Annotated in this window: 23 protein-coding genes; 13 read left to right on the forward strand and 10 right to left on the reverse strand. The window is 61.5% G+C overall.

The window, feature by feature from the left end:
- Together AC1DE4_RS15420 and AC1DE4_RS15425 are read right to left on the reverse strand one after the other, a co-directional pair.
- Positions 1 to 184 (reverse strand): ubiquinol-cytochrome c reductase iron-sulfur subunit N-terminal domain-containing protein (locus AC1DE4_RS15420; RefSeq protein WP_477817943.1); only part of this gene is annotated, 184 nt, incomplete at its 3' end.
- A gap of 323 nt (positions 185 to 507) precedes the next feature.
- Complete coding sequence (locus tag AC1DE4_RS15425; RefSeq protein WP_477881986.1) at positions 508 to 2,427, reverse strand: ABC transporter ATP-binding protein; 1,920 nt, start codon at positions 2,425 to 2,427, stop codon at positions 508 to 510.
- Between the two features lie 182 nt (positions 2,428 to 2,609).
- Between AC1DE4_RS15425 and AC1DE4_RS15430 the strand changes: the two genes are divergently transcribed.
- The gene (locus AC1DE4_RS15430) at positions 2,610 to 2,819 is read left to right on the forward strand and encodes a ribbon-helix-helix domain-containing protein (protein WP_018857615.1); all 210 of its coding nucleotides are present in this window, start codon (positions 2,610 to 2,612) and stop codon (positions 2,817 to 2,819) included.
- Between the two features lie 58 nt (positions 2,820 to 2,877).
- Here AC1DE4_RS15430 and AC1DE4_RS15435 read toward each other — a convergent pair whose 3' ends face one another.
- Positions 2,878 to 4,734, reverse strand: coding sequence for an ABC transporter ATP-binding protein (locus AC1DE4_RS15435; RefSeq protein WP_025660388.1), 1,857 nt, complete (start codon positions 4,732 to 4,734; stop codon positions 2,878 to 2,880).
- Between the two features lie 388 nt (positions 4,735 to 5,122).
- Here AC1DE4_RS15435 and AC1DE4_RS15440 point away from each other — a divergent pair, with 388 nt between their 5' ends.
- Positions 5,123 to 5,584, forward strand: a complete 462-nt coding sequence (locus AC1DE4_RS15440) for a tRNA (cytidine(34)-2'-O)-methyltransferase (RefSeq protein ID WP_018857613.1) — start codon at positions 5,123 to 5,125, stop codon at positions 5,582 to 5,584.
- Between the two features lie 195 nt (positions 5,585 to 5,779).
- The gene (locus AC1DE4_RS15445) at positions 5,780 to 7,426 is read left to right on the forward strand and encodes a Na/Pi cotransporter family protein (RefSeq protein WP_025660389.1); all 1,647 of its coding nucleotides are present in this window, start codon (positions 5,780 to 5,782) and stop codon (positions 7,424 to 7,426) included.
- 5 nt (positions 7,427 to 7,431) lie between these two features.
- On the opposite strand, the gene AC1DE4_RS15450 is transcribed toward AC1DE4_RS15445, so the two are convergent.
- On the reverse strand, positions 7,432 to 7,692 hold the full coding sequence (locus AC1DE4_RS15450) for a hypothetical protein (RefSeq protein ID WP_025660390.1): 261 nt from the start codon (positions 7,690 to 7,692) through the stop codon (positions 7,432 to 7,434).
- Positions 7,693 to 7,858: 166 nt separating this feature from the next.
- On the opposite strand from AC1DE4_RS15450, the gene hemF reads away from it, so the two are divergent.
- The 3 genes from hemF to AC1DE4_RS15465 all read left to right on the forward strand — a co-directional run bounded on the left by hemF (position 7,859) and on the right by AC1DE4_RS15465 (position 9,421).
- On the forward strand, positions 7,859 to 8,773 hold the full coding sequence (gene hemF, locus AC1DE4_RS15455; protein ID WP_025660391.1) for an oxygen-dependent coproporphyrinogen oxidase: 915 nt from the start codon (positions 7,859 to 7,861) through the stop codon (positions 8,771 to 8,773).
- A 90-nt stretch (positions 8,774 to 8,863) separates the two neighbouring features.
- Entirely contained in the window at positions 8,864 to 9,124 is a 261-nt protein-coding gene (locus AC1DE4_RS15460) for a hypothetical protein (protein WP_025660392.1), read from the forward strand.
- A gap of 111 nt (positions 9,125 to 9,235) precedes the next feature.
- The gene (locus AC1DE4_RS15465) at positions 9,236 to 9,421 is read left to right on the forward strand and encodes a DUF1059 domain-containing protein (protein WP_018857608.1); all 186 of its coding nucleotides are present in this window, start codon (positions 9,236 to 9,238) and stop codon (positions 9,419 to 9,421) included.
- A gap of 1 nt (position 9,422) precedes the next feature.
- Here the strand turns inward: AC1DE4_RS15465 and AC1DE4_RS15470 are convergent, their stop codons facing one another.
- Genes AC1DE4_RS15470 through AC1DE4_RS15480 form a run of 3 tightly spaced genes read right to left on the reverse strand, consistent with a single transcriptional unit; the run spans position 9,423 to position 11,940 of the window.
- On the reverse strand, positions 9,423 to 10,673 hold the full coding sequence (locus tag AC1DE4_RS15470; RefSeq protein WP_025660393.1) for a CCA tRNA nucleotidyltransferase: 1,251 nt from the start codon (positions 10,671 to 10,673) through the stop codon (positions 9,423 to 9,425).
- On the reverse strand, positions 10,670 to 11,320 hold the full coding sequence (locus AC1DE4_RS15475) for a CoA pyrophosphatase (protein WP_018857606.1): 651 nt from the start codon (positions 11,318 to 11,320) through the stop codon (positions 10,670 to 10,672). Before AC1DE4_RS15475 ends, AC1DE4_RS15470 begins: the two co-directional genes overlap by 4 nt.
- On the reverse strand, positions 11,317 to 11,940 hold the full coding sequence (locus AC1DE4_RS15480; RefSeq protein ID WP_025660394.1) for a DUF1285 domain-containing protein: 624 nt from the start codon (positions 11,938 to 11,940) through the stop codon (positions 11,317 to 11,319). Before AC1DE4_RS15480 ends, AC1DE4_RS15475 begins: the two co-directional genes overlap by 4 nt.
- 158 nt (positions 11,941 to 12,098) lie before the next feature.
- On the opposite strand from AC1DE4_RS15480, the gene AC1DE4_RS15485 reads away from it, so the two are divergent.
- From AC1DE4_RS15485 to AC1DE4_RS15505, 5 genes are read left to right on the forward strand one after another with little or no spacing between them, the layout of a single operon-like run.
- Positions 12,099 to 13,109 carry an AAA family ATPase gene (locus tag AC1DE4_RS15485; protein ID WP_025660395.1) on the forward strand — a complete coding sequence of 337 codons (1,011 nt, stop codon included), beginning with the start codon at positions 12,099 to 12,101 and terminating at the stop codon, positions 13,107 to 13,109.
- A gap of 12 nt (positions 13,110 to 13,121) precedes the next feature.
- A complete protein-coding gene (locus AC1DE4_RS15490; RefSeq protein ID WP_018857603.1) occupies positions 13,122 to 14,042 on the forward strand; it encodes a DUF58 domain-containing protein in 921 nt (306 codons plus the stop codon).
- On the forward strand, positions 14,039 to 16,852 hold the full coding sequence (locus AC1DE4_RS15495; RefSeq protein ID WP_025660396.1) for a DUF4159 domain-containing protein: 2,814 nt from the start codon (positions 14,039 to 14,041) through the stop codon (positions 16,850 to 16,852). The genes AC1DE4_RS15490 and AC1DE4_RS15495 overlap by 4 nt, the downstream gene beginning before the upstream one ends.
- A 1-nt stretch (position 16,853) precedes the next feature.
- Complete coding sequence (locus tag AC1DE4_RS15500; RefSeq protein WP_018857601.1) at positions 16,854 to 18,923, forward strand: membrane protein; 2,070 nt, start codon at positions 16,854 to 16,856, stop codon at positions 18,921 to 18,923.
- A 4-nt stretch (positions 18,924 to 18,927) separates the two neighbouring features.
- Positions 18,928 to 19,344 carry a GNAT family N-acetyltransferase gene (locus tag AC1DE4_RS15505; RefSeq protein ID WP_025660397.1) on the forward strand — a complete coding sequence of 139 codons (417 nt, stop codon included), beginning with the start codon at positions 18,928 to 18,930 and terminating at the stop codon, positions 19,342 to 19,344.
- On the opposite strand, the gene AC1DE4_RS15510 is transcribed toward AC1DE4_RS15505, so the two are convergent.
- Entirely contained in the window at positions 19,341 to 20,651 is a 1,311-nt protein-coding gene (locus AC1DE4_RS15510) for an MFS transporter (RefSeq protein ID WP_113160343.1), read from the reverse strand. The genes AC1DE4_RS15505 and AC1DE4_RS15510 overlap by 4 nt on opposite strands.
- 72 nt (positions 20,652 to 20,723) lie before the next feature.
- A complete protein-coding gene (locus tag AC1DE4_RS15515; RefSeq protein ID WP_025660399.1) occupies positions 20,724 to 21,224 on the reverse strand; it encodes a GNAT family N-acetyltransferase in 501 nt (166 codons plus the stop codon).
- A 270-nt stretch (positions 21,225 to 21,494) separates the two neighbouring features.
- On the opposite strand from AC1DE4_RS15515, the gene AC1DE4_RS15520 reads away from it, so the two are divergent.
- Positions 21,495 to 22,481: a glutathione S-transferase family protein gene (locus AC1DE4_RS15520; RefSeq protein WP_025660400.1), complete on the forward strand. Its 987-nt coding sequence runs from the start codon at positions 21,495 to 21,497 to the stop codon at positions 22,479 to 22,481.
- A gap of 9 nt (positions 22,482 to 22,490) precedes the next feature.
- On the opposite strand, the gene AC1DE4_RS15525 is transcribed toward AC1DE4_RS15520, so the two are convergent.
- Complete coding sequence (locus AC1DE4_RS15525; protein ID WP_051420064.1) at positions 22,491 to 22,928, reverse strand: NUDIX domain-containing protein; 438 nt, start codon at positions 22,926 to 22,928, stop codon at positions 22,491 to 22,493.
- 113 nt (positions 22,929 to 23,041) lie between these two features.
- On the opposite strand from AC1DE4_RS15525, the gene AC1DE4_RS15530 reads away from it, so the two are divergent.
- Positions 23,042 to 23,950 carry a metallophosphoesterase family protein gene (locus AC1DE4_RS15530; protein WP_025660402.1) on the forward strand — a complete coding sequence of 303 codons (909 nt, stop codon included), beginning with the start codon at positions 23,042 to 23,044 and terminating at the stop codon, positions 23,948 to 23,950.
- Positions 23,951 to 23,962 lie beyond the last annotated feature (12 nt).

Here is a 23,962-nt window from a genome sequence, read left to right on the forward strand (position 1 = left end):
GGCTGGAAACGTCAACCTCGATCGAGGCCAGCGCCAACGTCGAAGCATCCGGACGCATCTGGTCGATAAACGGCCATGCAACCGCAACGGCCCCAACCGCCCCCGCCATGCCTGTGGTGAGATAAAGGAAATCACGGCGAGTCGGCTCGCCCGTGATCTCGCCTGTCGTTTCGTGTTCGCTCACGGCTTATAACCATCCTCTACGCAAATTTTGCGGAACTCCGCCCCTGCTCCTCGCGGCGGCGAATCTGTCGCGACACAATTCGACCATAGATTCCCCACCAATCCGGCGCGTTCTAAGCTTGATCGCAAATTATGTCCAGCCTTGGCAAGGCCATGTGGGCACAATGTCGCGGGAATTTTCAGATGATTTTCGAAGACAATCACATGCTTGCCACAGCTGCGCATTGCACCAACTCGAGCCTTCGGGACCAGCGTCGACGGCGTTCCCGCCGACCGGCCACTACGGCTGAAACCATTCCAGTGGACCGAAGGCAACACTGCATCTCAGACGACTTTGGCCTCGTCGCCGAGTTTACGGTGTGCCTTTGAACCGGGCGGTGGCGGCTCGACATCGGTTGCGATGAACCCACCGGATTGCCGTGCCCAGAGTTCGGCATAGAGACCACCCTGTTTCAGCAGAGCTTCGTGCGTCCCCTCTTCGATAATCCCACCCTCGTCGACGACGATCAATCGGTCGAGGGCGGCGATGGTCGAGAGCCGATGCGCGATGGCAAGCACCGTCTTGCCTTGCATGAGGCCGATCAGATTGGATTGGATCGCCTCTTCCACCTCGGAATCCAGCGCCGATGTTGCTTCGTCGAGAACGAGGATCGGCGCATCCTTCAGCATGACGCGCGCAATCGCGATACGCTGGCGCTGACCGCCGGAAAGCTTCACGCCACGCTCCCCGACGTGCGCGTCGAAACCCCTGCGGCCATTCTGGTCCTGCAGGCGTTCGATGAAGCCAAGCGCTTCCGCGCGCCGAGCCGCTTCGACCAACCGCGCCTCGCCCGCATCAGGGCGCCCAAACAAGATATTGTCCCGGACGGAACGATGCAGGAGCGACGTATCCTGGCTGACAACGCCTATCTGCATGCGCAGGGTTTCCTGCGTGACGGACGCAATGTCCTGGCCGTCGATCAAGATCCGTCCACCTTCGAGGTCGTAGAGCCGCAGCAGGAGGTTGACCAGTGTCGACTTGCCGGCGCCCGAGCGCCCGACGATGCCGACCTTCTCCCCCGGCTCGATCGTGAGCGAGAAGTTGTCGATAACGCCATCTGGTCTGCCGTAGTGGAAAGAGACGTTCTCGAAGCGGATGCCGGGCTGTCGAATAGTAAGGTCGCGGGCACCGGGGCGATCGACCAGTCCAAGCGGCTGCGAGATCAGCTCGGCAGCATTCTGGATCGTGCCGAGGTTGCGCATGATGCCGTTGAACTGGGTCATCAGCCGGCCGAGAAGGAAGTTGAGGCGCAGCACAAGCGCCAGCGAGAAGGCGACCGCGCCGGAACTGATGAGCCCCGCCAGCCAAAGATGAACGCTCAGTCCGGCCATCGTAACGATCATGATGCCCGAAAGCAGTGCCATCGAGGCGCGTACCCCGGTGATGAAGCGCGTGAACCGCAGGACAGTGTGCTGATAGAAGTCGAAGCCTTGCCGCATGTAGCGGTCGCTCTCTTCGTCACGCGCAAACAGCTTCAGTGTCTGGATGTTGCTGTAGGCGTCCACCATGCGCCCGTTGATCATCGACGCCGCTTCCGCCGTTTCCCGGGAATGCAATCGGATGCGGGGCACGAAATAACGCGCGAGAACGCCGAACACGCCGAGCCAGCAGAGCACGACCACGGCAAGCGAGAGATCCAGCCGCGCGACGAGCACCAGCGTTGTCGCCGCATAGATGCCGACGAACCAGACGCTCTCCATCAGCAACGTCACCAGATCGCCCGTGGCCTGGCCCGCCGACCAGACCTTGGTGACGACGCGGCCGGAGAAATCGCTTTGAAAGAACGAGAGCGATTGCCTCGAAACATGCAGGTAGGATTGCCAGCGCGCGAGGTTATAGAAGCCGGGCGTGATCACCTGCTGATCGACGAGCGCAATCAACAGCGCGACGACAAAGCGGACGATGCCGATAAGGACGAGCATACCGAAGAGTTCGGCGCCGTGCGCGGCAAGAAGGCCGCTCCAGCCTGCGGCCGGCGTGATCGTCGCGAGGATATCGACAAGCCGGCCGACGAACCAGAAGAGCGCCGCCTCGATTGCCGCCGACATCCCGCCGAGCACGAGCATCGCGACGAAGGGCGTCTTCGCCTGCCCGATATAGAACCAGATGAATCCAAGCGTGGAACGCGGGGGCTGAATGTTTTCCCGCGGCGCAAAGGGATTAATCCAATTTTCAAAGACACGAAGGAGTCGTTTTATCAGCATAAATGCGATATAGGCTTATTAGCCAGGGCGGGAAAGCAACGGCCCCAGGGCGCAACCTTATATTTTCGTAACAATCGGTAACAACAACGGCATCGTTGTTGAATGAGACTGACCTCGTCACAATCTCGAGGTACAATGGATTTTTACGGGAGACGGCCGCAATGCAAGCAAGGAAGACAGTATTGTCGAGTATTCCGCTRCCCCTTGCGGAACGACTTGATGCAATCGTTGAACAGTTGGAAATGTCCTACGACGAGGCAATCGCCGAGGCGATCTCTACGTGGGTCGATCGCGAGGAAGAGCGACGTCTGTTCGCATTGCGTACGCTTGTGTCGACCAATAGCATGCTTGTCGAAGGAAACCGGGTGAAAGACTGGGCAGACAGCCTCTGACACCACATCCATGGACACGAAAAGAGAAGCCCCCCGCATCCGCAGGGAGGGCTTCTTTCTATTCGGCCGCCTCTTCCGCCTCTTCCGAGTGATCGGCCAAGAAGCCGCCGGACTGACGGTTCCACAGGTCAGCGTAAATACCGCCCTGCTGGACCAGCTCTGCGTGTGCGCCGGCCTCGATGATCCTGCCCTTGTCGAGCACGATCAGACGGTCCATCTCGGTCAGGGTCGACAGGCGATGCGCGATCGCAATCACCGTCTTGCCTTCCATCAGCGCAAATAGGTTTTCCTGAATTGCCGCCTCGACCTCGGAGTCGAGCGCCGATGTCGCCTCGTCGAGCACCAGGATCGGCGCGTCCTTCAGGAAGACGCGGGCGATCGCGACGCGCTGACGCTGGCCGCCGGAGAGCTTCACGCCGCGTTCGCCTACCTGCGCGTCGAGCCCTGTGCGGCCCTGCATGTCGACAAGCCCTTCGATGAAGTCCCAGGCATTCGCACGCCTGGCGGCTTCGATCACCTGGGCGTCGGTCGCGTCCGGGCGGCCATAGGCGATATTGTCGCGGATCGACCGGTGCAGCAGGGACGTATCCTGCGTCACGACGCCGATCAGTTCACGCAGGCTTTCCTGGGACACGCCCGAGATGTCCTGCCCATCGATCGTGATGCGGCCGGCCTCCAGATCGTAGAAGCGCAGCAACAGGTTCATCAGCGTCGTCTTGCCGGCACCGGAGCGACCGACCAGGCCGACCTTCTCACCCGCCTTGATGTCTAGGGAGAGATTGTCGATGACACCTTTGCCCTTGCCATAGTGGAAGCGGATGCGCTCGTAGTGGATTGCACCCTTCCTCGCTGACAACTGCGGCGCGTTCGGCTTGTCGACGATGTCATGCTTCTTCGTCATCATCTCCATGCCGTCATAGACCGTGCCGATGTTCTCGAACAGCGCCGAGACTTCCCACATGATCCACTGCGACATGCCGTTGACACGCATGGCAAGACCGATCGCAATAGCAATGGCACCGACCGAGATCTGTCCGTTCAGCCAGAACCAGATGGACAGGCCGGACACCACGAACAACGCCACGCAGTTGTTCATATAGACGGATATATGAAACAACGTGACGCGACGCATCTGCGCGTGGACAGTTTCGAGGAACTCCTCCATGCCGCTACGCGCATAGGTCTCTTCGCGGCCGGCATGCGAGAACAGCTTCACCGTCGCGATGTTCGTGTAGCTGTCGACCACCCGCCCCGTCATCATAGAGCGCGCATCCGCCTGCTGTGCCGCGATCTTGCGAAGCCGCGGCACGAAGTAGGACACGATTCCGATATAGACAGCGAGCCAAACGAGGATCGGTATCATCAGCCGCCAGTCGGCAGCAGCGATCACAATGATCATCGACAGGAAGTAGGTGACGACATAGACGAAGACATCGAGGATCTTCATCGTCGTTTCGCGAACCGCAAGCGACGTCTGCATCACCTTCGTCGCAACGCGTCCGGCGAATTCGTTGGCGAAAAAGGTCATGCTGTGACGCAGGAGGAAACGGTGCATCTGCCAGCGTGCGATCATCGGATAGTTGCCGAGTAGCACCTGATGCATGATGAGTGAATCCAGCCCCGCCGCCAGCGGCAGGCCGATGAGGATCAACGATCCCATCCATGCCAACCTCGGCCATTCCGACTCCAGAAATGTCGCCTTGTCGGCTTTAGTCAGCCAGTCCACGATATCACCGAGGAACTGGAAGAGCGCCACCTCGCCGACGGCGATCAGCGCCGTCAGCACTGCCATGATGGCGAGCCACGGTGCTGCCGGCTTCGTGTAGTGCCAGCAAAATGCAAAAAGACCCTTCGGAGGAGCAACCGGCTCCTCGGTCGGGAAAGGATTAAGTCGCTGCTCGAACCAGCCAAACATGAAAATGCTCCGAAACCTGATCGGTCCAGCCTCCCCGGCTCGCGCAAAACGGCGCTTGAGAGCTCATATGGGAACCGGACGTTCACGGGACGAGGCCATAACGGCCGCGCAAAGGTTAGAAATGGGAACTCAGGAGAGAAATGGCACTACGCGTGCCAGGTCGCCACTCGCGGGGTCACGCATCGAGAGCGCATACGCGGCAATATTTCCATCTTGGCGCTCCCTTCTGGCGATTAAAAGATGTGCACCCTTAACGCGAATCAAGCAGAATTTCCAGCCCCGACCGGCCGGAAATTGAACAATTATCGGCCAAAACGCGCCCTATTGCGCTGAAATCACAGTTGCAATAGGCGTCCTTCGACGAAAACCGAAGAATACGGCCTAAACCATGGCGATCCTCAGACTAGCGCTCTATCAGCCTGACATACCCGGCAATACGGGAACCATCCTGCGTCTCGCCGCCTGTCTTGGCTTCGCTGTCGACATTATCGAGCCTGCTGGTTTCGACATATCCGACCGCAACCTCAAACGGGCAGGCATGGACTATATCGCCGCAGCCGCCCTCACCCGCCATGTCAATTGGGATCGCTTCGAGGACTGGCGAAAGGCTACCGGTCGGCGTTTGGTGCTGGCGTCCACCAAGTCGTCCGACCGCTATACCGACTTCGCATTCCGTGACGACGACATCCTTCTTTTCGGCCGCGAGAGCGCCGGCGTCCCTGATCATGTCCACGCGGCAGCCGACGCCCGGATCCTCGTTCCCATGGTGGAAGGCCAACGCTCGATAAACGTCGCCGTCTCGGCTGCGATGATCGTCGGAGAAGCCATGCGGCAGACCGTCTGGCGCTGATTTCCGACCTTCGCGACCTCGACGACGATACCGCTTCAAAATATGTCGCGAACGACGTTGTGAATTTCCCCAAGCAGCGTATAGTTTTTAGCCGAGCAATAAAAATTGCGCGCGTAACGCCATATTTTCAAACACTTGAGAACCTATATTCGAATAGGAACACCCTTCCCGCATAAGAGGCAAAGAAACGGCAGCATGGAATCGACGATCGTCATGATCAACCTGTTCGGCGCGGTAGCGCTGCTGCTGTTCGGCCTGGCCCAGGTGAAAGACGGCGTGTCGCGTGCGTTTGGGGCGCGGTTGCGCACCGGCCTTGCCACCGGCACGCGCAGCGGCCTGTGCTCGTTCGTCTCGGGCTTCTTTGCGACGGTTGCGCTGCAGAGTTCGACGGCAACCGCGCTGATGGTCGCCTCCTTCGTCGAGCGCGAGCTGGTGAAGCCGCGCATGGCGCAGATCGTCCTGCTCGGCGCCAATGTCGGAACCGCGGTGACCGCCTGGATCGTCGCCACCGGCATCGCGTGGCTGTCACCACTGGTGATCCTTGCCGGCATGGTGCTGCATCGCAGCGGCTCGTCGTCGCGCCAGGGTGGCGGCACCGCACTGATCGGCATCGGCCTGATGCTGTTGTCGCTGCATCTTTTGAGCAGCGCCACCGAACCGATGCGGCAGTCGCCGGCGCTCGGCGCCTTCATTGCCCTGCTCGACAATGCCTGGCCGGTCGCACTCGCCTTTTCCGCAGTCATCGCCTTCATCTCGTCGTCGAGCCTTGCCGCCGTCGTCCTCATTCTCTCGCTGGCCTCGACGGGCATCCTGTCAGCAGGGCTGATCATCGTTCTGGTGCTCGGCGCCAATCTCGGCGGCGCCATTCCGCCGGTGATCGCCTCGCTTGCCGGTCCGGCAGCCGCCAGGCGCGTCACGCTCGGCAATCTGATCGTACGCGCCATCGGCTGCCTGATCGCATTGCCGCTCGCAGGCTACGGCGCCGACCTGCTTGGAACGCTGCCGCTGACGCCGGCAAAACTGCCGGTCGACGCCCATCTCGGCTTCAACCTGATGCTGGCTGCGCTCGCCTGGCCGTTCTCCCGCCCCCTGTCACGGCTGATGCTCAGGCTGGTGCCGGAAGAGGCCCAGGCGGAGGGCGGACCACGCTATCTCGACCAGCAGGAGCTGGCGACACCGGTCGTGGCGCTGGCCAGTGCGACAAGGGAGGTGCTCGGCGTCGGTGACCTGATCGAACGCATGCTGATGCGCGCCTCGGATGCCTTCGAGGCCAACAACCTGACGAAACTCAAGGAAATCCCGTCGCTGGAAAAGCGGGTCGACAGCCTGCAGCAGGAGGTGAAGATCTATCTCTCCAAGCTCGGCCATGCCGGGCTCAGCGAAGAGGACGGGCGTCGCTCGATCGTGATCATCGACTACGCCATCAATCTCGAACACATCGGCGACATCATCGAGAAGGGGCTGATGCCGCAGGTGACGAAGAAGGTTTCGCTCGGCTTGAAATTCTCGCAGGAAGGCTATGAGGAGCTGCGCAAGCTCTTCCACCTGACGATCGACAATCTGCGCATTGCCCAGACGATCCTCGTCACCGGCGACTTCAATCTCGCCAGGCAGTTGATGGAGGTGAAGGTCGAGGTTCGCCGGATGGAGAAGCAATCGTCGGAGCGGCATCTGGAGCGCCTGCGCGACGGTCGTGCCGACAGCCTGCAGACAAGCTCGCTGCACCTCGACATGCTGCGCGACCTAAAGCGCATCAACGCCCACATCGTCTCCGTCGCCCACCCCATCCTCGACGAAAGCGGCCTGCTCATCGAAAGCAGGTTGAAGGGTGCGGCCGAGTAGACCGATCAATCGGCGGACGGCAGCCGGCGCATGGTGAATTCGATCTGGTCGCCTTCCAACTGGCGCCAACTCTCGACTTCCGTCCAGTACGCGGCCTTGGGATACTCGTCGAACCATTCGCGCGCCTTGGCGCGCGCGTCGAGCAGATTGAGGCAATAGGTTTGTCGCACGAAACGATCGTTCTTCCGGGGTGTGCCTTCCGCCCGGTGGGAAGCAATCCGTCGCTTGAGACCGTCGAACGACGGAGGTCCAGGGATTTTCGTCATGAGCCTACCTCTGTGACAAAAAGGTAGTATCGAAAGCCGCCTTTTGCGAGTCGAATCTGAGGAGCCCTCAGGCATCGCCTCTGCTGGCAGGACCCTGCCCTACCTGCTATCAGAGCAGCAAAGACGAAAGCGCGAGTCGATAGCGACCCGCTCGGAGAGAGATGAAATGGAACGACCCGAACTTCCGATCGGCCTGCCGGACGATATCGAAGAGAAGAAGTCAGTCGCCCGCGCCTGGTTTGAAAGTCTTCGCGATACTATCTGCGCCTCATTCGAAGCGCTCGAAGACGAACTCTCGGGCCCACTCTCCGATAGAGAACCCGGCCTCTTCGTGGCGAAGGAATGGACGCGCGAAAATGGCGCCGGTGGCGGCGGCCGCATGTCGATGATGCATGGCCGCGTTTTCGAGAAGGTTGGCGTGCATACATCCACCGTCTATGGCGAATTCGCGCCTGATCTGCGCGCCCAGATGCCCGGCGCCAAGGAAGATCCGCGTTTCTGGGCCTCTGGCATCTCGCTGATCGCCCATCCGGTCAACCCCAACGTACCGGCCGTTCACATGAACACGCGCATGGTCGTAACCTCGAGCCGCTGGTTCGGCGGCGGCGCCGACCTGACGCCAGTGCTCGACCGCCGCCGTACGCAGGAAGATGAGGACAGCCAGCTGTTTCACAAGGCGATGGAGATCGCCTGCCGCAGCCACTCGGGCGTCGCCGATTACTCCGCCTACAAGAAATGGTGCGAGGAGTATTTCTTCCTCAAGCACCGCAACGAAGCGCGCGGCATCGGCGGCATCTTCTATGACTGGCTGCATTCCGGCGAGGAAGCCGGCGGATGGGACGCCGATTTCGCCTTCACCCGCGACGTCGGACGGGCTTTCGCCATGGTTTATCCACGCATTGTTCGCACCAACTTCAATAAGCCGTGGACAGACGCGGATCGTGACGAACAATTGATTCGCCGTGGGCGCTATGTTGAGTTCAATTTACTCTATGATCGAGGTACAATCTTTGGCCTCAAGACAGGAGGAAACGTCGAGTCCATTCTCTCATCGTTGCCCCCTCTTGTCCGTTGGCCGTGATCAGACAAAAAAGACGTCTGAAGGGCTTAAATTCGGAGACTGGACCACTAACTCTGTGCATGTACGCGTAACAATCGGAGGAGGATTGTCATGACGGTACAAAGTAGCTCTGCGGCATCGGCGGGTGCGCCAGAGCAACCCCCATCTATGGATGCACCCGAATTTTTGAGCCGGATTGCAGAACGGCTGCGGGCGAAAAGCGGCTCCGACCTTCCCCTTTCCTGCTTTGTGGAACAAGTGAAGCTCCAGCTGGCAGGCGGCAAGACACCGGAAGAACTGGACCGTCTGGCAAAGCGTCCGGACAACAAGGCGGCGACAGATTGCTTTAGATCCTGGGCGATGCCCGAATAACGAGAAAATGACGAACCGGCCGGTCCTTCGCGCCGGCCGGAACCTTCTTACCCCTCGAGCATTCAGCCATTGCAGCATCGCGCAATCGCATGAAACCGAAGGAGGAAAAGAATGAGACTCTTCGAATGCGGAACGCTCGTTCCTGGATGCGACTGGCATACCCGCGCGAATGACGATGCCGAAATCGTCCGTCGCGTTGTCGAACATATGCGCAACGCCCACGGCGAGACCGTGATCCGCGAAAACATGGTAGAAAACATCAAGGCCCGCATCCGCAACGAGGCGACAGCGGCCTAAACTACCCCACCAGATCCTTCAGCCGGGCGAGCAACGCCGCCCGGTCCGGTATGAAGTTTTCCTCGATCCAGGCGTCTTCCAAGACCGACAGCGTCTCGCCGACCTGCTTCCCGGTCGGGACACCGGCAGCCATGACGTCGCCGCCATTGATCGGGAATTGCGGTTTCTTCCAGTTTTCCGCCAGTTCGAGCAGCTTGCCGAGCCTTGCCGAGCGAGCCATCTCCTGTGTGTCACCTTCCGCCTTGCCGCGTGCTGTTGCCAGCGCAAGTTTCAAGCGGGTATTGATGCCGTCGGCGCCGTGCCGATAAAGCAGTCGTGAAAGGGCGGCCGAGGACAATTCATCATTGATAACAGGCGCCTTGGCCCATGCCTTGAACCAGGCGGCCTCGGCATTGGCCAGCTTGAGGCGCGCCGCCATCTTCTCCAGCCGATCGGCATCGGGCGGAATGATGGCAGCAAGACGCAGAAGCGGATCTGGCTTCCAGGCAAGCGTTTTCTCCGTACCGATCAATGTCGGAATGGTGTCGATCCCCCATTTCTCAGTCTCTGGCAGGATTTCGCTGAGCACGCCGACCTGTCGCATCCACAGAAGTGCCCGTCCGGGATCTTCGGCGCTGAGTAGCTTGCGCAGTTCCGACCAGACCCTTTCGGCTGAAAGCGTCTTCAGCTTGGCGCGAGCCGATGCGCAGGCTCTCAACCCATCAGCATCCGGGCGACCGGAGCCATAGTAGGCGAAGAACCGGAAAAATCGCAGGACACGCAGATAGTCCTCGGCAACACGCGTCGCCGCGTCCCCAATGAAGCGGATATTGCGCTTCTCGATATCGGCGAGACCACCGACCAGGTCGATCACATCGCCTTTGGCGTCGACATAGAGCGCGTTGATCGTGAGGTCGCGGCGTTCCGCGTCTGTCCGCCAATCGGAGCTGAAGGCTACCTTTGCACGCCGCCCATCGGTTTCCACGTCTGCCCTCAGCGTCGTGACTTCGAACGGCTTGCCATCGATGACGAGGGTCACAGTGCCGTGCGCCACGCCGGTCGGCACAGCCTTGATCCCAGCGGCAACCGCCCGCTCGATGACCTGCTCCGGCGTAAGGGTCGTGGCGACATCAATGTCACTGACCGGAAGCCCCATGAGGCTGTTGCGGACCGCCCCACCGACGACGCGCCCTTCTCCATCAGAGTTGAGCAACGCAAAAACACGCGTCAGAGCCGGATCCTTGAACCATGCCTCGTTGCCAAGGTTGGTCATGCATAGAGCCTTTCATAGAGGGTGCGAACGATGCCGGCGGTAATGCCCCAGATCATCCGGCTTTCATAGGGCATCCGGTAGAATTGTCGTTCGAGACCGTCAAGCACGCGCCTGTCGCGGCTGTGGTTGGCCGGGTTCATGAGAAAGGACAGTGGTACTTCGAACACGTCATCCACCTCGGTGGGGTTGAGTTTCAATTCGAAGCCGCGCCGAACAACGGCGAGCACTGGCGTTATACGGAAGCCGGTCGACGCCAGATAGTTCGGAAGCCGCGCCACGGTCTCGACAAAGGAGCCGTCGATGCCGATCTCCTCTTCGGTTTCCCGGATTGCGGCCTTTTCGGCGGAGCCGTCGATGGCGTCAATCTTTCCACCCGGGAACGCGATCTGTCCGGAATGCTTGCGCAGCGTCGCCGTGCGCTGCGTGAAAATCACATGCGCATCGTCACCATCGTCGATAACAGGCACCAGCACCGCGGCATCGCGAAGTTTGAAGGTCTCCACCTGCGTGACGATATCGGGGTTGAGAATGTGATCGCCGTGATCACGCCAGGAGAGATCCACCGGACCACCGCTCTGGTGAAGAGCGCGACGGCGGAATTCAGCCGCTGAATAGAGCGAACGGTTTTCGGTCAAAACATTGTTCATCGGGAGAGTGCATCCAGTTCTTCCGCCGGCATGACAGGAAAGGTCACACCGCCGGAGCGCAGACAGAACATCGTCTTACCGTCGACTTCAAGGCGTTCGCCGAGCTCGACGAGTTCGTACATGATCGGTCGCGAAACCAGCGCCTCCAGCCGCCCGCGAACATGAAGATAGGGCTTCAGCTCGCTGTTTTCGCCATGAACTACAAAACGCAGCGGATGCTCCGGCCCAGCCTCGACCACGTCACCGACATTGGTCCGGAAAGTTAGCAGCGGCTCGCCATCCCTTTCTCCGGCATTCATTTCAACGGCGACGAACGGCGCATCGACAACCCGGATACCAACCCGTTCGACGGGGGTTACAAGGTAGGTCTTCTCATCTTCGTCCTTGCGCAGGACCGTGGAGAACAACCTGACGAGCGGCGCCCGGCCGATCGGCGTTCCCATGTAGAACCATGTTCCGTCCGTTCGGATTTCCATGTCGATATCGCCGCAGAACGGCGGATTCCACTTGTCGACGGGCGGAAGGCCTCGGGCTTTGGCCCCTGCATCGCCGGCGGCGCGCGAAATCATCGCAGCAAGACCGGCCGCGTCTGTTGTCGCCTTGATCTCTTCGGCTGCCATTCTTCTGTCCCGGTTTGTCTTTAACTCAAGAAGGTCACGAGATAGTCATTCGGAACGAACTTGTCAGCCCGCAACATCTCCATAACTCTATCTGGTATGACGCTTGCGTGTAAGTCTGCCGATTCGCGACGAATGAGATCACCCGCTGGAGATGCCTTATGGGTATGATGAAGACCGAAGCCCCCCTCGATGAAAAGGCGATCATCGCCGCGGCCGAGAAGGCCCTTGCAGATATTGCCGCCGTGCGGGGTGAAGTCTCGAAGGTGATCTTCGGCCAGGAAAGCGTCGTCGAGAACACTCTCCTCGCGGTTCTTTCGGGCGGCCATGCCCTGCTGGTCGGTGTGCCGGGCCTTGCCAAGACCAAACTCGTTACTACCCTCGGCGAAGTGCTTGGCCTCGCCTCCAACCGCATTCAGTTCACACCGGATCTGATGCCTTCCGATATCTTGGGCTCCGAAGTGATGGACCAAGATGACAGCGGCCGCCGTTCCTTCCGTTTCGTCAAGGGTCCGGTGTTCGCCCAACTCCTCATGGCCGACGAAATCAACCGCGCGTCGCCGCGCACGCAATCGGCCCTGCTGCAGTCCATGCAGGAATACCACATCACCGTTGCCGGCCACCGCTACGATCTGCCCGCGCCCTTCCACGTCCTGGCCACCCAGAACCCGCTGGAGCAGGAAGGCACCTATCCCTTGCCCGAGGCGCAGCTCGACCGCTTCCTTCTCCAGGTAGACGTCCACTATCCGGAGCTCGCCGCCGAGCGACAGATCCTGCTCGAGACGACCGGGATCAGCGAAACGACGCCGCAAGCGATCCTGAACGCGGAGCGCCTCGTCGAAATCCAAACGCTCATTCGCCAGATGCCGGTCAGCGACAAGGTTGTCGACGCCATCCTCGCGCTTGTTCGCTCGGCCCGTCCGGGTCAGGGAAATGCCGCGACCGACAAGAACGTCGCCTGGGGCCCTGGTCCGCGCGCCGGCCAAGCCATGATGCTTTGCGCCCGCGCCCGTGCCCTCTACGAAGGCCGCCTGGCGCCGTCTATTGACGACGTCCATGCCCTCGCGGAACCGGTGCTGCAGCACCGCATGGCGCTGACATTTGCGGCCCGCGCGGAAGGCATGTCGGTTCGCGATGTCATCGAAGGGCTGGTCAAGCAGGCCAAGGGATAAGGAAGCGTCTGCGTGGCACCCATCGGACAGATCGTCAATCCGACCTCGGGCAATGACGCCCTCGCTCGCGCAAGGCAGCGGGCGAGCCTTGTGCCGGATTGTCTGGTCGAGGCCAAGCGGATCGCCAACACGGTGATCGCCGGCTGGCACGGTCGCCGCAAGCGCGGCATCGGCGAGAATTTCTGGCAGTTCCGTCCCTATACCGAGGGCGAAAGTCTATCCCGCATCGATTGGCGCCGTTCGGCGCGCGACGACCATACCTACATCCGCGACCGCGAGTGGGAAGCAGCCCATACGATCTGGCTCTGGGCCGACATGTCTCCCTCGATGATGTACAAGTCGACCTTCGGAAACGCCTCCAAGGAAGGCCGCGCGCTCGTCATCATGCTGGCGCTTGCCGAAATCCTGGCGCGTTCCGGCGAACGCATCGGATGTCCCGGCGTCATGGAACCGATTGCCGCACGCAATGCCGCGGAACGGCTTGCGACGGCATTGATGCACGCGCCGCTAAGCGGAGGGCTGCCCGACACGGCGATGATCCGCGGCTGGAGCGAACTCGTCTTGATTGGCGATTTTCTCGATGACGCGCGAGCAGTGATGGCGCGCATCGCCCCCTTGGCGCGGCGCGGTCTGCGCGGCCACGTGATCGAGATCGCCGATCCGGCCGAGGAGCTCTTCCCGTATGATGGCCGCACCGAATTCACCGACCCCGAGACAGGGTCGAAGCTGACATCCGGCCGCGCCGAGCATGTTCGCGAAGCCTATACCCGCGCCTATCTCGACCGCCGGGACGATCTCGGCCAGGCGCTGCGCCACATGGGCTGGACCTTCGTCAGCCACCGCACAGACCACCTAGCCTCTGAAGCGCTGGTCGCCGTCCACATGTACCTTTCGGGCATGCCCGCAAGGATGACGCAGGGAGAACGCGCGTGAACGCTCTCCCCTTTGCCTTTGCCTATCCCGCAATCCTCGGCGCCCTTGTGGCCTTGCCGATCATCTGGTGGCTTCTCAGACTGACGCCGCCGCGCCCGAAGACAGAAGTCTTCCCACCTCTGAAGATTCTCGCCACGGTCCTGAAGCGGGAAGAAACCCCTGCCCAGAGTCCCTGGTGGCTGACGCTGCTGCGCATGCTGCTTGCGACCGCAGTCATCCTGGCCATCGCCGATCCGGTCTTCAATCCGCGCACCAATTCAATCGCTTCCGGCGGTCCGCTCGTGCTCTTTGTTGACAACGGCTGGGCCACCTCGCCGGATTGGGATCGCCGCGTGAAGACCGCTGACACCCTGATCGACGACGCGGAATCCGCTGGTACTCCGGTGGCGATCGCCTTCACCGCCGACCCGACCAACGATGCCGTCCCCGGAACGGCAGCCGTCGCCCGCGACAAGCTGCGTGCCGCAGAACCGAAGCCGCTTGTGCCGGATCGCCAGCGTGCTTTCGAGGCTCTCCGCGCCGCGCTGAACGGCCTCCATCCCGGCACTCTCGCCTTCCTTACGGATGGCGCCGCCGCAAGAGAGAACGACACGACCGTCCGCCAGCTTTCCGACCTCTCGCCTGCCCAATTGCGATTGATCTCAGGGGACGCAAACGAAACGATTGCGATCACGTCCGCAAGCAATGCCGCCGACGCGATGACGGTCACCGCCACGCGCCTCGACAGTGGCGCTGCCGCCTCGCGCCCGATCACCGCGCAGGACACGCAGGGACGCGCGATCGCGACCGGCTCGATCGATTTCCAGCCGGGTCAGAGCGTCGCGACCGGATCAATCACCGCACCGTTTGAAATGCGCAACGATTTCGCGCGCGTCAGCATCGATAACCACGCGACGGCTGGCGCCGTGCATCTGCTCGACGACGGTTTCAAGCGTCGCCGCGTGGTTCTGCTATCAGGTGAGGTCGGTGACACGTTCCAACCGCTGCTTTCGCCGCTCTATTACATCCAGCGCGCTTTGCAGCCTTATGCCGATTTGATCGAGCCGAACACGCCTGATCTCGCGACCTCGATCCCGGATCTCCTGTCGCAGAATCCATCTGTCATCATCATGGCGGATATCGGTCGCCTACCCCAGGAAACCTACGAGCCGTTGCAGCGCTGGATCGCAAATGGCGGAACACTTGTCCGCTTCGCCGGGCCGCGCCTTGCCGCGGCACCCGCCGACGATCCGCTGGTGCCGGTGACGTTGCGCCAGGGCGAGCGTGCATTGGGTGGCGCGCTCTCATGGGCCGAACCGCAGCCCCTCGCCGAATTTCCAACCTTCGGCCCCTTCGCCGGCATGCCGAAGCCGACCGATGTTACGGTCAAGCGGCAGGTTCTCGCAGAGCCGACGCCGGATCTTGCCGAGCGCACCTGGGCGAGCCTCGCCGATGGCACGCCGCTGGTGACGACGAAGCCGATCAATGCAGGCAGGATCGTCCTGTTCCATGTCAGCGCAGAAGCGACGTGGTCTGACCTGCCGATCTCGGGCAATTTTGTCGAGATGCTGCGCCGCCTCGTCCAGTTGTCGCGTTCCGGTGGCGTTACCGCTGAAGCCGGCGGTGCATCGACCGCCGAGGCGCTGCCGCCTTTCCGATTGTTGACCGCCAAAGGCGCACTCACGACCGAAACCGGCACGGCGCGTCCGCTGATCCCGAACGCGAAGGTCACGCCGGTCGCAAGCTTCGACAACCCGCCCGGCCTTTACGGCTCCGAAGAAGGATTTACCGCGCTGAACATCCTGCCGAAGAATGCCGAACTGAAGCCGCTTGATACGTCGGGTCTCACAGTCGTGCGCGAAGGGCTGATCGGCGGCGAAACCTGGTCGGCAAAGCCCGCGCTGTTCCTGATCGCCTTCCTGTTGCTGCTGGCCGACAGCCTGATCGTAATGTTCATGAGCGGCGCTTTCTCGAGGCTGCGCCCGGCGGCGCGAACAGCGGCGCTTGTCGCTGTGGCGGTCAGTGCGGCCTTCTTCCTGCAGCCGGGGCAATCGCATGCCGACGACTCCAAGCCCGGCGACGATCAGATCTTCCAGCGGCTCGACAATACGCACCTCGCCTATGTCGTCACCGGCGAACAGGACGTCGACCACATATCCGAACGCGGGCTGGAGGGCCTGACGGAATTCCTGACATACCGCACCACGTTGGAGCCATCGCCGCCTGTCGGCGTGGATCTCACCAAGGATGAGCTCACCTTCTATCCGATCATCTATTGGCCGATCTCGGCCACCGCGCCGATGCCCTCGGCAGCTGCAATCAACAAGATCGATGCCTATATGCGCGCCGGCGGAACCGTGCTCTTCGATACGCGCGATCAGTTCAGCGCGCTCGACAACAATGGCGGCTCGGTCAGCGCCAACGGCGAGCGCTTGCAGCAAATCCTTGCCAATCTCGATATTCCGCCGCTGGAACCGGTGCCGTCGGACCACGTGCTGACGAAATCGTTCTACCTGCTCTCAAGCTTCCCCGGCCGCTACACGGGTAGCCCGCTCTGGATTGAAGCACGCCAGGAAAGTCGTCCCGAAAACGCCAAGTCGGCGGCCACGGCCGACGGCGTTTCCCCGATCCTCATCACCGGCAACGACTTTGCCGGTGCCTGGGCCGTCGATGACAATGGGGTACCGTTGTTGCCGACGGTCCCCCCGGACGAGACACAGCGCGAATACGCCTACCGCAGCGGCGTCAACATCATGATGTACATGCTAACCGGCAACTACAAGACCGATCAGGTCCACGTCCCCGCCCTGCTGGAACGGTTGGGACAGTGATATGACGGTTGATTTTTCACCCTTCATTCCTTGGTCGCTCCTGGCGGGTCTGGCGGTCATTGTTCTCGCAACCGCTGCCTTTGGCATCTGGCGCGGCGTGCGCGGCGCATGGATCCGTTCGATCGCGGCCCTTGCCTTGCTGGCTGCCCTCGCCAACCCTCTCTTGCTGCAGGAAGATCGCGACCCACTGTCGACCGTCGTGCCCGTCATTGTTGACCGCAGCCAGAGCCAGCAAACGCCTGATCGCATCAAGATGACCGACGATGCCCTGGCGCAGTTGAAGGATCGCCTCTCGCGCTTCCCCAATGTCGAGCCGCGCTACGTCGACGCGACGGAGCCGCAAGATTCCGATGCTCCCTCGACCCGGCTGTTCAATGCGCTTTCGGCGGCTGTCGCGGACGTGCCGCCCGCGCGCATCGGGGGCGCGATCATGCTGACGGACGGCGAAATCCACGACGTTCCAGGCGTCAATCAGGCGCTCGGCTTCGACGCGCCGATCCACGGCCTGATCACGGGCAAGGCCAACGAATTCGACCGCCGCATCGAGGTCGTGAAGGCACCGCGCTTCGGGATCGTCAATGAGGAGCAGCAATTGATGCTGCGCGTCTTCGACGACGGACCGAGCCCCGGCGGCACGGCAAGCGTCACGGTGAAACTCAACGGCAACGAGATCGCCACGCTCCAGGCAACGCCTGGCCGCGACACGCCGTTTTCGTTCAAGGTCGAGCGCGGCGGCAGCAACGTCCTCGAATTTTCGGTCGCCGATCTTCCGGGCGAAGTCACCGACGCCAACAACCGCGCGGTCCACCTGATCGACGGCATTCGCGAAAACCTGCGCGTTCTGCTCGTCTCCGGCGAGCCGCATGCCGGCGAGCGCGCCTGGCGCAATCTCTTGAAGTCGGATGCCTCGGTGGATCTCGTCCACTTTACCATTCTGCGCCCGCCCGAAAAGCAGGACGGCACACCGATCAACGAACTGTCGCTGATCGCCTTCCCAACCCGCGAGTTGTTCGTCGATAAGATCAAGGACTTCGACCTGATCATCTTCGACCGCTATCAGCATCGCGGCGTGCTGCCGATCCTCTACTACGACTATATCGCCCAGTACGTGGAAAATGGCGGCGCGCTGTTGATCGCTGCCGGCCCAGAGCATGCCGGCCAGGATTCGATTGCCCTGACGCCGCTATCGTCGGTGCTGCCGGCCGCGCCGACCGGGCAGATGATCGAAAAAGCCTTCTACCCCCGGCTTTCGGAGGAAGGCCGCAAGCACCCCGTTACCCGCGGCCTCGATGGATCCGCTGACGAACCGCCGCATTGGGGCCGCTGGTTCCGCAGCGTCGATGTGGAGCCGCCGCAGGGCCAGACGGTGATGGTCGGCGCTGACAACCATCCGCTGCTCGTTCTCAATCGCGCCGGACAGGGGCGTGTCGCCATGCTGCTCTCCGACCAGGGCTGGCTCTGGGCCCGCGGCTTCGAGGGCGGAGGCCCGCATGTGTCGCTCTATCGCCGCGTCGCCCACTGGCTGATGAAGGAGCCCGCCCTTGAGGAAGAGGCCCTGACGGCACGCGCATCCGGCCGCACGCTGGAGATCACGCGTCAGACCATTGGCGGCGACCCGGGCAATGCAACGGTCCGATATCCCTCGGGAAGGACGGAAACTCTCCCCCTGACGCAAGCCGAGCCGGGCCTCTTCAAGGCCGAGAAGAAGATGGACGAGATCGGCCTTTTCGAGATCAGAAACGGCGACATGACGACGCTGGCGCATGTCGGCGCAGTCGATGCTCCTGAATTCAAGGCCATGATCTCGACGACCGAGGCGTTGAAGCCGATTTCCGACAAGTCGAAGGGGCTCGTCACCCGCGTTTCCGATAGCAGCGGCGCGATCAGCATCCCGCCGATCCTGCCGGTTCGCGGCCAGATCCGCGTTGCCGACGACGATCGCATGCAGATCCACCTTACCAACGAAACGGTGCTGAAGGGCATCAACACCCTGCCGCTGTTTGCCGGTTTCGCCGGTGTCGGCATTCTGCTGCTTGCCTTTGGCGCCATGTGGTGGCGCGAAGGGCGTTAACGGCATGGCCGAGTTTGAAGTGACCGGCTCGCCCGCCGCCGATGATCTCAGCACGATCGGCGACGCGCTATCAGCCTTCAACGTCCATGACGTCGGCCCAGCCGAACGGCAACCGCTCGCGGTTCTCATTCGAGATACCGACGGGAACGTCACCGGTGGCCTGTCCGGCTATACCGCCTGGGGATGGCTCTTCACGCAGTTGCTGTACATTCCCGACGAGGAACGCGGCAAGGGCATGGCCGGCAAGATCCTTGCTTTGGCGGAAGAGGAAGCAGCGGCACGTGGCTGCCATGGGGCCTGGATCGACACCTTCAATCCGCTAGCCCTGCGATCGTATCAACGGCAAGGCTACGAGATATTTGGCGAACTACCAGAGTTTCCGAAAGGCCGTACCCGCACGTTTCTGCGCAAGATGCTCTAGCTGAGCGCCGCCTGGCGTGTTTCAGTATCGATCGCCGTTGCCGCAAAGGCCGCCACGACCAGCAGGCCCGCAAACAGGCCGATGGCCAGACCGAACCCACCCGTGACGATGAACGCCATCAGGGATGGAGCCAGCAGTCCGCCAAGGCGGGCCATCGCCCCCGCAGCGCCCATGCCTGTCGCCCGTGAGGCGGTGGGATAGAGTTCCGGGGTGTAGGCATAGAGCGCGCCCCACGTCCCGAGTAGCGCAAAACTCATGACCAGCAGCGACACGCCGATCAGCATGTCGTCAGGAGAAACCACGAAGAGCAGGCAACCAAGCGCAGACAGCAGGCAGAAACCGATCAAGGTCGGCCTGCGACCCCAAGTCTCGACCCCGTAGGCGGCAAGTACATAGCCCGGGATCTGAGCCAGGGCGACGAAGACCAGAAAGCCGTATCCGCGGACGAAGCCGAACCCATCGCTGGCCAGCTTCGCCGGCATCCAGGTGAAGACCCCGTAGTAGGAAACGGAAACCAGGAACCAGATCGTCAGGATCAGTACACTTCGGCGACGAAGCTCGTCGGAGAAGATGCCCTCAGCCACCTGCGGCGACGCGACGATTTGATCCTCGGGCAGCAGTGGTGCTTTCCGGTGCAGCGCGAGCATTCGGTTGACGATCACCTTGGCCTCGCCCGCCCGCCCGGTCCGCAGCAGGTAGAGTGGCGATTCAGGAACGAAGAAGCGCAGTGTCAGGCCCAGCAGCGCCGGAACTGCGGTGACGGCGAAAATGTAGCGCCAGGTATCGGCTACCCCGGCGACGCTCGCAGCCCAGGCAGCCAGTGCGACGATCAGCGTGCCGACCGCCCAGAAGCCTTCCAACGCCACCAGCCAGCGGCCGCGGCTCTTGGCGGGCAGGAACTCCGCCATCATCGCGTAGTCGACAGGCAACGTGCCACCGACCGCCACGCCTGTCAGGAAACGCAGCACGAGCAGGCTGGCAAAGCTGGGAGCGAAGATGGAAAGGGTGCCGAAAAGCGCATCGCAGGCAACAGTGGTGATCAGGACCCGACGCCGCCCGACCTTGTCGGCCAGGCGCCCAAAGGCGACAGCGCCGATGAGCATGCCGAGAAAGAACAGCGTACCTGTCTGCAGGGCTTGCGGAACAGTCAACCCGAAGGTGGCCGCGATCGAGGCTGCCGTAAAGCCGACGGCGAGGACCTGCATCGCGTCCGCTGTCCAGACAAGACCGAAGATGCCGATCAGGCGCCACTGGAAGGGCCCGGTGCCGGCGCGATCCAGCGCCTCGTCCATGGAAACGTTGCTCATGCTACCTCTCAAGCCCCTGAAAAATCACGCGAAGCGTGTCTCAGGCCTATGGCTCTCAATACCGCATGCAACCTATTTTCGCCAGCCGATAGTTCCCTTCAGCCTGCTATGCGCATCCTCGACAAGCGGCACGACCAGCACGCGAGACGGATCAACGGGACCGGGAAACGTGATCGCGTTGTGGGCCACCCGCTCGAAGCCGAGGGGGCAGTAGTAAGGCGGATCGCCGACGAGGATGACCGCTTCCGATCCCTTGCGACGCGCGGCGTCGATGGCAATCCGGACGAGTTCCCGGCCGATGCCGCGACCCTTGTGCGACGGCCGTACGGCAAGCGGCCCAAGCAGGTGCCCATTCACCGAGCCGGCCTGAACAGCCGTCATCCGCACCGATGCAATGGTCTCGCCATCATCGGCGCAAATGAAGGAGAGCGAGAGATCGTGCGGCCCCTGCTCGCGGATCCGGGCGGCCGCACGCGTATGCCGGCCAGGGCCGAATGCTTCTTCGTTGATGTGTTCGATAGCAGCGTCGTGCGACGCATCCTCAGTGAGGTAGACCAGATCGTGCTTGTGCATGATGAGACGGAAACCGGATAGACAGAGTTGATGGATCTCGAGCACGCCGTCAGGCGTTCGGGAGCATCAGCGTCGTCGCAGGTTTCTCGGTGCAAACATCAAATCGGTTTCCAGAAATGTGAAATCGCCGATAGCAGGAAAAATTTCAGTCGTCCAATGGAAATTTAGAAAGCGACGGCGCGGCGTGACGCAGTGTTCAATCTTTACCGCCCTGCAAATCGCCAGGACGTGGGATATGTTCGAGCCAAGGATAATTTGAAGGATCACAATATGGGCATGCTGGTTGATGGCGTCTGGCATGACGTCTGGTACGACACGAAGGAAACCAAGGGGCACTTCAAGCGCGCCGCCTCGCAGTTTCGGAACTGGATTACAGCGGACGGAGCGGCTGGCCCGTCCGGAACGGGTGGTTTCAAGGCAGAGGCAGACCGCTACCACCTTTATGTCTCGCTGGCGTGCCCGTGGGCGCATCGGACCCTGGTCTTCCGCAAGCTGAAGAAGCTCGAAAACCTCATCAGCGTTTCGGTCGTCGATCCGCTGATGCTTTCGAAGGGCTGGGAATTCAAGATCGGCGACGGCGCCACCGGCGACCATCTCTTCGACGCCAAGACGCTATACGAAATCTACTTGAAGGCCGACCCGCACTATTCCGGCCGGGTGACCGTTCCGGTCTTGTGGGACAAGAAGACCAACACGATCGTCAACAACGAGTCCTCCGAAATCATCCGGATGTTCAACAGCGCCTTCGATCATCTGACGGGCTCGACCGCCGATTTCTACCCGAACGACCTGCACGCCGATATCGATGAGCTCAACGCCGTCGTCTACGACACCGTCAACAACGGCGTCTACAAGGCCGGCTTTGCCACGACACAGGAAGCCTATGGCGAAAATGTCGTCAGGCTCTTCGAAACGCTGGACATGCTGGAAGACCGTCTCGGCAAGGGTCGTTATCTCTTCGGCGATCGACTGACCGAGGCCGATTGGCGGCTGTTCACGACTTTGGTGCGCTTCGATGCTGTCTATGTCGGCCACTTCAAGTGCAACATTCGCCGCATCGACGACTACCCCAATCTGTCGGCCTATCTGCGCGATCTCTATCAGACGCCGGGCGTCAAGGAGACGGTCAACTTCCGCCACATCAAGGACCACTATTACCGCAGCCACACGACGATCAATCCGACCGGCATCGTGCCTGTCGGCCCGGCACTGGATCTCGATCGCCCGCATGGCCGTGCCCTACTGGCAGCGGCCTAGCCCTGCGCTCTACCACACGTGGGCGGGCTCCCGCTCGCCCGCGAGTTCAGCCAGACGACGACGCGTCGCGTCCGTTGTGCCCACTGGCAGATCATCGATCGCGAAGAAGCCGCACTCGACGATTTCCCGGTCTGGCGGGCGCGGTGCCGTCTGCTCAACCTGCGTCTTATAGAAAAGGACATGATCGCGGCGGCTGGCCGCCGTATTGAAATAGATGTGGAAGAGCTCCGGCCGTCCGAGGATGCGCAAATTCCCTTCCTCGCGAAGCTCCTTGATCAAGGCTGCCTCGGCAGTCTCATTACGCTCCAGCCCGCCGCCAGGCATGTGCCAGCCCGGCAGGTAGCTGTGCCGCACGAGAAAGATACGACCCGCCGAATCGAAGCAGGCGGCCCGCACGCCCATCGTCATTCCGCGCGCAACCGCGAAATACATATGCACGATGCGCATCAGCACTCGCGACTGCCAGGGGCGTATGGTTCTGGTCACGCTTTTTCCAATTCCGCTAATCCGTTCAAGCAGATGTGTTTGAATTGCAGACTGACTGGGCTATGTGTCGTCGCATGTTCAAGCTCGCACACATCTCCGATATCCATCTCGGCCCTCTCCCTCGCCTTTCGGTCCGCGAGCTCTTTTCCAAACGCATTACCGGCTTTGTGAACTGGCATCGCAACAGGAGCAAGCACCTTTTCGGTAGCACGCTCGATCTGCTGCTCGATGACATACGCGCGAAGCAAGCCGATCATTTGGCGGTTACCGGCGATCTCGTGAACCTCGCAAGCGGACTGGAGATCCGAGCCGCAGCCGCTTGGCTGAAAGAACTCGGTGATCCCGAAGACAATTCAGTCGTGCCGGGAAACCACGATGCCTACGTGCCCGGCGCCTACGAAAAGTCGGTGCGCGCATGGTACGACAATGTGCGCGGTGACCTCGCTCCAGCCGAATGGCAGGAAAATCGCCACGTCTTTCCCTATCTTCGCGTTCGCGGCAAGGTCGCGATCGTCGGCTGTTCGACGGCGGTCGCGACGCCCCCTTTCGCGGCCAGCGGCTTCTTCGGCGAGCGCCAGGCCCGCGATACGGTGAACATGCTGCGTGCCGCTGGCGAGGCCGGCTTGTTTCGCGTCGTGATGATCCACCATCCGCCGATCCGCGGCGCGACCTCCTTCCACAAGCGGATGATCGGCATCCGCCGCTTCGGCGCCGTGATCTCCACCGGCGGTGCAGAACTGGTGCTCCACGGCCATACCCATTTGAACACGCTGCACTGGCTGCGCGGCCAGACTGGTCCGGTTCCCGTCGTCGGTATCGCCTCTGCATCGCAGGGGCCCGGCGGGCTGAAACCCCGTGCCGGCTACAACCTCTTCTCGATCGATGGCGCACCGGGTGCTTGGGAGCTGACCGGGGAACGGTTCAGCATCAACTCCATGGGCGATGGTGTGTGCAGCGAAAGCGTCGATATTTTCAAGGCTTAGCGCCGTTTTTGG

This window comes from Rhizobium sp. 10N414, assembly GCF_056394785.1.

What these genes read in the sequence shown, in the direction of transcription:
- AC1DE4_RS15435 (WP_025660388.1), bottom strand. Translation starts at nt 4,734, where the DNA reads ATGTTTGGCTGGTTCGAGCAGCGACTTAATCCTTTCCCGACCGAGGAG.
- hemF (WP_025660391.1), top strand. Translation starts at nt 7,859, where the DNA reads ATGGAACGACCCGAACTTCCGATCGGCCTGCCGGACGATATCGAAGAG.
- AC1DE4_RS15425 (WP_477881986.1), bottom strand. Translation starts at nt 2,427, where the DNA reads ATGCTGATAAAACGACTCCTTCGTGTCTTTGAAAATTGGATTAATCCC.
- AC1DE4_RS15480 (WP_025660394.1), bottom strand. Translation starts at nt 11,940, where the DNA reads ATGGCAGCCGAAGAGATCAAGGCGACAACAGACGCGGCCGGTCTTGCT.
- AC1DE4_RS15475 (WP_018857606.1), bottom strand. Translation starts at nt 11,320, where the DNA reads ATGAACAATGTTTTGACCGAAAACCGTTCGCTCTATTCAGCGGCTGAA.
- AC1DE4_RS15515 (WP_025660399.1), bottom strand. Translation starts at nt 21,224, where the DNA reads ATGCACAAGCACGATCTGGTCTACCTCACTGAGGATGCGTCGCACGAC.
- AC1DE4_RS15530 (WP_025660402.1), top strand. Translation starts at nt 23,042, where the DNA reads ATGTTCAAGCTCGCACACATCTCCGATATCCATCTCGGCCCTCTCCCT.
- AC1DE4_RS15500 (WP_018857601.1), top strand. Translation starts at nt 16,854, where the DNA reads ATGACGGTTGATTTTTCACCCTTCATTCCTTGGTCGCTCCTGGCGGGT.
- AC1DE4_RS15470 (WP_025660393.1), bottom strand. Translation starts at nt 10,673, where the DNA reads ATGACCAACCTTGGCAACGAGGCATGGTTCAAGGATCCGGCTCTGACG.
- AC1DE4_RS15505 (WP_025660397.1), top strand. Translation starts at nt 18,928, where the DNA reads ATGGCCGAGTTTGAAGTGACCGGCTCGCCCGCCGCCGATGATCTCAGC.
- AC1DE4_RS15450 (WP_025660390.1), bottom strand. Translation starts at nt 7,692, where the DNA reads ATGACGAAAATCCCTGGACCTCCGTCGTTCGACGGTCTCAAGCGACGG.
- AC1DE4_RS15460 (WP_025660392.1), top strand. Translation starts at nt 8,864, where the DNA reads ATGACGGTACAAAGTAGCTCTGCGGCATCGGCGGGTGCGCCAGAGCAA.
- AC1DE4_RS15445 (WP_025660389.1), top strand. Translation starts at nt 5,780, where the DNA reads ATGGAATCGACGATCGTCATGATCAACCTGTTCGGCGCGGTAGCGCTG.
- AC1DE4_RS15510 (WP_113160343.1), bottom strand. Translation starts at nt 20,651, where the DNA reads ATGAGCAACGTTTCCATGGACGAGGCGCTGGATCGCGCCGGCACCGGG.
- AC1DE4_RS15485 (WP_025660395.1), top strand. Translation starts at nt 12,099, where the DNA reads ATGGGTATGATGAAGACCGAAGCCCCCCTCGATGAAAAGGCGATCATC.
- AC1DE4_RS15525 (WP_051420064.1), bottom strand. Translation starts at nt 22,928, where the DNA reads ATGCGCATCGTGCATATGTATTTCGCGGTTGCGCGCGGAATGACGATG.
- AC1DE4_RS15465 (WP_018857608.1), top strand. Translation starts at nt 9,236, where the DNA reads ATGAGACTCTTCGAATGCGGAACGCTCGTTCCTGGATGCGACTGGCAT.
- AC1DE4_RS15440 (WP_018857613.1), top strand. Translation starts at nt 5,123, where the DNA reads ATGGCGATCCTCAGACTAGCGCTCTATCAGCCTGACATACCCGGCAAT.
- AC1DE4_RS15520 (WP_025660400.1), top strand. Translation starts at nt 21,495, where the DNA reads ATGGGCATGCTGGTTGATGGCGTCTGGCATGACGTCTGGTACGACACG.